7 protein-coding genes and 1 pseudogene are annotated in these 7050 nt (G+C 70.8%); 3 read left to right on the forward strand and 5 right to left on the reverse strand.

Annotation, left to right across the window (positions count from 1 at the left end; all coding sequences use genetic code 11):
- The 5 genes and pseudogenes from ACFFNX_RS37085 to eno all read right to left on the reverse strand — a co-directional run.
- Window positions 1-351 (reverse strand): annotated as a pseudogene (locus ACFFNX_RS37085) (uracil-DNA glycosylase); the annotation flags it as partial.
- Window positions 352-357: 6 nt separating this feature from the next.
- The gene (locus ACFFNX_RS37090; protein ID WP_378210708.1) at window positions 358-1410 is read right to left on the reverse strand and encodes a Ppx/GppA phosphatase family protein; all 1053 of its coding nucleotides are present in this window, start codon (window positions 1408-1410) and stop codon (window positions 358-360) included.
- On the reverse strand, window positions 1407-2006 hold the full coding sequence (locus tag ACFFNX_RS37095) for a DUF501 domain-containing protein (protein ID WP_378210709.1): 600 nt from the start codon (window positions 2004-2006) through the stop codon (window positions 1407-1409). Before ACFFNX_RS37095 ends, ACFFNX_RS37090 begins: the two co-directional genes overlap by 4 nt.
- Window positions 2007-2089: 83 nt before the next feature.
- The gene (locus ACFFNX_RS37100) at window positions 2090-2521 is read right to left on the reverse strand and encodes an FtsB family cell division protein (RefSeq protein WP_378210710.1); all 432 of its coding nucleotides are present in this window, start codon (window positions 2519-2521) and stop codon (window positions 2090-2092) included.
- A gap of 6 nt (window positions 2522-2527) precedes the next feature.
- Window positions 2528-3808, reverse strand: a complete 1281-nt coding sequence (gene eno, locus ACFFNX_RS37105; protein ID WP_378210711.1) for a phosphopyruvate hydratase — start codon at window positions 3806-3808, stop codon at window positions 2528-2530.
- A gap of 249 nt (window positions 3809-4057) precedes the next feature.
- On the opposite strand from eno, the gene ACFFNX_RS37110 reads away from it, so the two are divergent.
- The 3 genes from ACFFNX_RS37110 to ACFFNX_RS37120 all read left to right on the forward strand — a co-directional run bounded on the left by ACFFNX_RS37110 (window position 4058) and on the right by ACFFNX_RS37120 (window position 6843).
- Window positions 4058-5092 (forward strand): ABC transporter substrate-binding protein, encoded by a 1035-nt coding sequence (locus ACFFNX_RS37110; RefSeq protein ID WP_378210712.1) that lies wholly within the window; start codon window positions 4058-4060, stop codon window positions 5090-5092.
- Between the two features lie 88 nt (window positions 5093-5180).
- Window positions 5181-5963: an ABC transporter ATP-binding protein gene (locus tag ACFFNX_RS37115; RefSeq protein WP_378210713.1), complete on the forward strand. Its 783-nt coding sequence runs from the start codon at window positions 5181-5183 to the stop codon at window positions 5961-5963.
- On the forward strand, window positions 5953-6843 hold the full coding sequence (locus ACFFNX_RS37120; protein WP_378210714.1) for an ABC transporter permease: 891 nt from the start codon (window positions 5953-5955) through the stop codon (window positions 6841-6843). The genes ACFFNX_RS37115 and ACFFNX_RS37120 overlap by 11 nt, the downstream gene beginning before the upstream one ends.
- Window positions 6844-7050 lie beyond the last annotated feature (207 nt).

Genomic DNA, 7050 nt, shown 5'->3' on the forward strand with positions numbered 1-7050 from the left:
CCGGTCGCCGGTGAAGATCCGGCCCGTGCGGTTGCCGCCGTGGGCGGCGGGGGCCAGGCCGACGATCAGGACGCGCGGGGACGGATCGCCCCAGCCCGGGACGGGCCGGCCCCAGTACTCCTCGTCCGCGTACGCGCGGCGGCGTTCGACCGCGACCTGTTCGCGCCACGCGACGAGGCGCGGGCACGCCCGGCAGACCGACTGCCGGGCCACCAGCTCGTCCAGAGACGGCGCCTGCGCGGCGAGCGAGCCCACGGACGCGGGATCGGTGGCCACGGGAGTGTCCGCCCGCGCCGGATCACCCGGCCATCCCGTCCCCGGCGGCACGAACGGCGCGTTCACCCTGGTCACGTCGGCTCAGACCAGCGACCAGGCGATGCCGTCCAGGATGTCGTGTTCGCTCACGACCACGTCGTTGAACCCGTACTCCCGCATGATCCGGTCGAGGATCAGCGCGCCCGCGCCGATGACGTCGACGCGGCCCGGGTGCATGACGCCGATCGCGGCGCGCTCGTCGTGGGTCGAGTGCAGCAGCATGCGGGTCACGTCGTGGACCTGGCGGACCTTCACGCGCGACAGGTGGATGCGCTCGGAGTCGTACTCCGGAAGGTCCAGGGCGATGCCGGCGACGGTCGTCACCGAACCCGCGAGCCCGACGAGCGTGCGGGCGCGTTCGACCGGGATCGGCGGGACGAGCGGCGGCGCCGGCGGGGGCGGAGGCAGCGGCATGCCGGCGCTCGCGTCCGCGAGGTCGGCCTCCGCGAACGTCGCCTCGCCGGCCCGGGCGGCGGCCTCGTCGCGGGTGCTCTCCCCCGTGCGTACGGCGGCGAGGGCCGCGTCGATGTCGGCGACGGCCGCCGCGAGCTGCTCGGGCGACGGCGGATCGGAGCACAGGTGGCGTTCGGTCATGCGGACGCAGCCGATGTCGACCGAACGCGACGCCTCGACCTCGGTGGTGCCGAGGACGAACTCGGTCGAGCCGCCGCCGATGTCCACGACGAGGTACGGGCGCATGGGGCGCAGAGCCGCCAGGTCCTTGGTCGCGCCCGTGAAGGAGAGCTGTGCCTCCTCCTTGCCGGTGATCACCTCGGGCTCGACGCCGAAGATCTCGACGACGCCCCGTACGAAGTCGTCGCGGTTGGCGGCGTCGCGGGTGGCGCTGGTGGCCACGACGCGCACGCGCTCGGCGTCGTGCCCGGCGATGAGCTTGGCGTAGCCGCGCATCGCGGTGAAGGTGCGTTCGAGCGCCTCCGGCGCGAGCCGTCCGGTCCGATCGACGCCCTGACCGAGCCGGACGATCTCCATCCGGCGTTCGATCTCCACCAGCTCGTCGCCGGAGATGTCGGCGATGAGAAGGCGTACGGAATTGGTGCCGCAGTCGATGGCGGCGACGCGTGTCGCGGCGCTCATTCGCCCTGCTCCGGGTGGGGCGGCCTGTCTTCGGTGCTCATCGCACCAGCGATCATGACAGCTTCCTGACTTGGTTGACAGGTGGTCTGTGAAGTCTGTTCGACATTGACACAACTCCCGGCTCGCCACCAGTCCGGGAGTTCGCTGAGTGCTTCGGCGCCGAAGGGGTTCGCCCCCGGCACCGCGAGCTCGTGCGCCACCAGCGCGTGCAGACACTTGACCCGGGCCGGCATACCGCCGGCGCTCTGCGTTCCCGCTGGTAGTGGATCGGTTCCCGCCGCGCGCGCGGCGGCGTCGCGACGCGTCAGGTAGTCCTCGTGGGCGGCGGCGTACGAGGCGGCCAGCTCCGGATCGGAGGCCAGCCGGTCCGTCATCTCCCTCATCATCCCGCTCGCCTCGAGGGTGCCGATGGCAGAGGCCGCTTTCGGACAGGTGAGGTAATAAAGCGTCGGAAACGGCGTGCCGTCGGACAGACGCGGCGCGGTCACCACCACATCGGGCAGCCCGCAGGGGCAACGGTGGGCGACCGCGCGCAGCCCGCGCGGCTCACGGCCGAGCTGAGCCGCGACGGCCGCAGCGTCGCGTTGGTCGATCACCGGTTTCCCTTCGAGCCTTGCGTACGTGCATGCGGGCCGGGCGGCTGCCGGGCCGGCCTGGCATCGCTTGCAAGGTTATGCGGTCAGCGGTGCTGATCGGCCGCGTCCACCGAGCGCCACAGGGTGACGTACCAGGGCGGCGTCGGCGCCGGCGTCTTGCGCGCGGCACTCTGGTCTCCGCCGTCGTCGCCCCCGACGACGACATAGCACTTGGCGCCGGGATCGCACATGTGCAGGCGGCGCCGGGCCTCACGGCGTACGTAGGACTCGTCGCCGAGCCGCTGCTTCTGCGCCGCGAGCTGTTCGACCTGCTGCTGCGCCTGCCGCTGCTGGACGCGGAGCTGGGCGATCTCACGGCGCTGCGCGATGTACTCCCGGACCGGGTAGGCCAGGCTCAGTGCGATCGCGCAGGCCACCACGGCCAAGATCGCGGCGCGCCCCGTGAGGTGGGCGCGCCGCAGCTCCTTGGCGTCGACCGCGTCGGAGTCCGGCGGCCTGCGCTTCGCCTCGGGCACCGTCGCCTACGACCAGCGGAACCGCGGGAAGGCGGCGGCGCCGGCGTAACGGGCGGCGTCGTCGAGCAGCTCCTCGATGCGGAGCAGCTGGTTGTACTTGGCCACCCGGTCGCTGCGCGCGGGCGCGCCGGTCTTGATCTGCCCGCAGTTGGTCGCGACGGCCAGGTCGGAGATCGTGGTGTCCTCGGTCTCACCGGAACGGTGGCTCATCATGCAGCGGAAACCGTTGCTCTGAGCCAGCGACACGGCGTCGAGCGTCTCGGTGAGCGTGCCGATCTGGTTCACCTTGACCAGCAGCGCGTTGGCCGAGCCGGCGTCGATGCCACGCTGGAGGCGCTCGGGGTTGGTGACGAACAGGTCATCGCCCACGACCTGCACCTTGTCGCCCACGGCCTCGGTGAGGGCCTTCCAGCCCGCCCAGTCCTCCTCCGACAGCGGGTCCTCGATGGAGACCAGCGGGTACGCCTCGAGCAGTTCGCCGTAGTAGGCGGCCATCTCCTCGGCGGAGCGCTTGGCGCCCTCGAAGTCGTACACGCCGTCGGTGTGGAACTCGGTCGCGGCCACGTCGAGCGCGAGCGCGATGTCGGTGCCCGGGCGGAAGCCGGCGCTCTTGATCGCCTCAAGGATGAGGTCGAGGGCGTCGCGGTTGCTCGGCAGCTCCGGAGCGAAGCCGCCCTCGTCGCCGAGGCCGGTGGCCAGGCCGCGGCCCTTGAGCACCGCCTTGAGCGCGTGGTAGGTCTCCGCGCCCCAGCGGACGGCGTCGCCGAAGGTCGGCGCGCCGATCGGGGCGATCATGAACTCCTGGATGTCGACGTTGGTGTCCGCGTGGGCACCGCCGTTGAGGATGTTCATCATCGGCACCGGCAGCAGGTGGGCGTTCGGGCCGCCGACGTAGCGGAACAGCGGCAGGTCGGCCGTCTTGGCCGCCGCCTTGGCCGCCGCGAGGCTGACGCCGAGAATGGCGTTGGCCCCCAGCCGGGACTTGTCGGGCGTGCCGTCGAGGTCGATCAGCGCCTGGTCGATGAGGCGCTGGTCGTCGGCGTCGTAGCCCAGGAGCTCCGGCGCGATCTCGTCCAGCACGCCGAGAACGGCCTTCTCCACACCCTTGCCGTTGTAGCGCTCACCACCGTCGCGCAGCTCGACGGCCTCGAACTGGCCGGTCGAGGCTCCGCTCGGCACCGCGGCGCGTGCCTCGCTGCCGTCGTCGAGCAGCACCTCGACCTCGACAGTGGGATTACCACGGGAGTCGAGGATCTCCCGAGCGTGGACGGCGTCGATCGACGACACTTGATCTCCTTGTGATCACTACGAGACGTTTCGGTCCCCGAGCCTAGCCGCCCCGGACAAGGGGGCGACGCAACGCCACCCCTGTTTCCGAATCACCGGCGCGGAGTTCCGGTACGCGTCGTCTCGTGGCCATCTGTCTTCGGTGGTCAGCCGGTTACATCCCGCTGGCGCGGACTTGACGGCAACTTCGTGATCCTTGTCTACTTAGGCGACCATTCATACATGTTCTATAGGCAATTGGGAGTTGCGATGAAATCGCGGTTCGCCGCCCTCGGCCTCGCCGTCCTCGCCGGTACCGGGCTGCTCACTGCGTGTGGCGGCTCCGACAAGTCCTCCGGCGGCGACGACACCCAGGTGCGGCTCGGTTTCTTCCCGAACATCACGCACGCCACCGCGCTCGTCGGCGTACAGAAGGGCTTGTACACCAAGTACCTCGGAAAGGCGCCGAAGACGCTGACGTTCAATGCGGGGCCGGCCGCCACCGAGGCCGTCTTCTCCGGCGCCGTCGACGCCACGTACGTCGGGCCGAATCCGGCCATCAACGCCTTCGCCAAATCACACGGCCAGGCCATCAAGGTCATCGCCGGCGCGGCGAGCGGCGGCGCCTCCCTCATCGTCAAGCCCGGCATCAAGTCGGCCGCCGACCTGCGCGGCAAGAAGATCGCCACGCCCCAGCTCGGCAACACCCAGGACGTCGCCCTGCGCTACTGGCTCAAGCAGCAGGGGCTCAAGACGGACAAGAACGGCGGCGGCGACGTCCACATCATGCCGCAGGACAACTCCCAGACCCTCCAGTCCTTCGAGCAGAACCAGATCGACGGGGCGTGGGTGCCCGAGCCGTACGCCTCCCGGCTGATCCTGGAGGGCAAGGGCAAGAAGCTCGTCGACGAGGCCTCGCTGTGGCCGGGCGGCAAGTTCGTGGTCACCCTGCTGATCGTGCGGACCGAGTTCCAGAAGAAGCACCCCGACCTGGTCAAGAAGCTGCTGCAGGCCCAGGTCGAGGCCACCGACTACATCAACAACGACAAGGCCGACGCCGAGAAGGCGGCCAACGCCGAGCTGCAGGCCCTCACCGGCAAGCCGCTCAAGCAGGACGTCCTGGACTCCACGTTCAAGAACGTCACCTTCACCAACGACCCGATCGCGTCGTCGCTCAATGCCAGCGCGCAGCACGCGGAGCAGGTCGGACTGCTCGACCACGTCGATCTGAAGGGCATCTTCGACCTCGGTCCGCTGAACGAGGTGCTGAAGGCCAAGGGAGAACCGGCGGTGAGCGACTCATGAGTGAGCGAGGCGTCCTGGTCACTCCGCTCCTCCCGCGGTCCCCGCGGAGGCGCGGAGTCTTCTCGCGGGGTGGGGCGAAGGAGGGGTCATGAGCGTCATGACGCGGGATGAGGCCGGAAGCGCGACCGTCCCGGCGGTCACGATCGAACAGGTCTCCAAGGCGTACGGCACGGGCCGCGGCGCGCTGCTCGCGCTCGATCAGGTGTCGCTGACGGTGGCGCGCGGGGAGTTCGTCTCCATCCTCGGCGCCTCGGGGTGCGGCAAGAGCACGCTCCTGTCGATCATCGCGAACCTGGACCGGCCGACCCTCGGCTCGGTGGACGTCGACGGCGCGCGGGTCGGGCTGATGTTCCAGGAGCCCGCCCTGTTCCCGTGGCTGACCGTGAACGGCAACATCGAGCTGGCCCTCCGCACCCGGGGGGTGGCCAAGGCCGAGCGCCGGACGCGGACCGCCGAGCTGCTGGAGGTCGTGCACCTTCGCGGGTTCGGCAAGAAGCGGCCGCACGAGCTGTCCGGCGGCATGCGCCAGCGCGTGGCGATCGCGCGGGCGCTCGCGCAGGAGAGCGACGTGCTGCTCATGGACGAGCCGTTCGCCGCGCTCGACGCGATGACCCGCGACCTGCTCCACGACGAGCTGGAGCGGATCTGGTCCGAACGCTCGCTGACGGTCCTGTTCGTGACGCACAACGTGCGGGAGGCGGTACGGCTCGGCGACCGGGTCGTGCTGCTGTCCAGCCGTCCCGGCACGGTCGTCGAGCAGTTCCCGGTGCCCCTCGACCGGCCCCGCCGCACCGACTCCGGCGAGGTCGCCACCCTCGCCGCGGAGATCACCGACCGGCTGCGCGAGGAGGTCGGCCGCCATGGCGCGTGACACCGACGTGATCGACACCCCCGAGCCGGACGCGAGCGGCCTCGAACGCCAGATCGCCGGACTGGACGCCCTGGAGATGGCGGCCAGGTCACAGCACGGCGTGGTGCGCCGCGCGTGGGCGTCGACCTGGCCGGTCCTGGCCGCGGTCGCCATCGCCGTCGCCATCTGGGAGCTCGTCGTGCTGAGCGGCTGGAAGCCGACGTACGTGCTGCCCGGTCCCGGCGACGTCTTCCCACAGCTCTGGAAGGACCTGGGCGAGGGCGCGTTCTGGTCCGGGCTCGGCCTGACCATGCGCCGCGCCGTGATCGGCTTCGCGCTGGCGATCCTCGTCGGCGCGGTCCTCGGCGCCGTCGTCTCGCGCGTGCGGTTCCTGCGGGTGGCGTTCGGCTCGCTGATCACCGGCCTGCAGACCATGCCGTCGATCGCGTGGTTCCCGCTCGCCATCCTGCTGTTCCAGCTCAGCGAGAGCGCCATCCTGTTCGTCATCGTGATCGGCGCCGCGCCCTCGATCGCCAACGGCCTGATCGCCGGTGTGGACTACACACCGCCGATCCTGCTGCGCGCGGGCAAGATCCTGGGACTGCGCGGCATCGCGCTGTACCGGCACCTGATCCTGCCCGCGTCGCTGCCGGCGTTCGTGACCGGCCTCAAGCAGGGCTGGGCGTTCGCCTGGCGCAGCCTGATGGCCGGTGAGCTGCTGGTCATCATCGGCCACCACGCCTCACTCGGCGTACGCCTGGAGTACGCGCGGGAGAACATCGACGCACCCGACATGATCGCCACGATGATCATCATTCTGGTGATCGGCATCGTGATCGACCGGCTCTTCTCCGCCGCCGACCGCACCCTGCGCGCGCGGCGCGGCCTCGAGCCGACCTGATCGGCCTTCGTCCGCCCGGCCCCGATTCACTCGCCGGTCGGGCGGACGCAGGCACCGCACCGAATGTGCCGCCGACCGGCGGAACGGCCGGCGGCCCGCTCATGGACGGGCCACCGGACGGACGCGGCACGCCCGGCCCAGGCTCGCCGCAGTGCCCCGGTCGGCCCGATCAGTGCTCGCCCACCTGGCCCGGTTCACTCGCCGGTC

Origin of the sequence: Actinoallomurus acaciae (assembly GCF_042429965.1) — a bacterium.
GTDB classification, from domain to species: domain Bacteria; phylum Actinomycetota; class Actinomycetes; order Streptosporangiales; family Streptosporangiaceae; genus Actinoallomurus; species Actinoallomurus acaciae.